This is a genomic window from Streptomyces mutomycini (assembly GCF_001700505.1).
Taxonomy (GTDB): domain Bacteria; phylum Actinomycetota; class Actinomycetes; order Streptomycetales; family Streptomycetaceae; genus Streptomyces; species Streptomyces mutomycini.
The window spans coordinates 387-668 of record NZ_MAPV01000368.1; the positions used below are offsets into that span (position 1 = coordinate 387).

Annotated in this window: 1 pseudogene; it reads left to right on the forward strand. The window is 75.2% G+C overall.

Annotated elements, in window-relative coordinates:
* Positions 1–282 (forward strand): annotated as a pseudogene (locus BFF76_RS34335) (alpha-xylosidase); the annotation flags it as partial.

Sequence of the window (282 nt, forward strand, 5' to 3'; positions counted from 1 at the left end):
GCCCCGACTTCGAACTGCCGGGCGCCGCACAGCAGTCCGCCGCCACGACCCGGACCGAGGGCGCGACCGCCGAGCTGACCAGCGGCCCGCTGACCCTGCGGCTTCCCACCGAGGGAACGTTCGGCCTGGAGTTCCTCGACGGGGACGGCCGGGTCCTGACCTCCGCGGGCCGCAAGGGCAGCGCGTACGCCACCGTCGACGGCGGCGGCCACCACATGTTCGCGCAGCTCGCCCTCGGAGTGGGCGAGACCGTCCACGGCCTCGGCGAGCGCTTCACGCCGT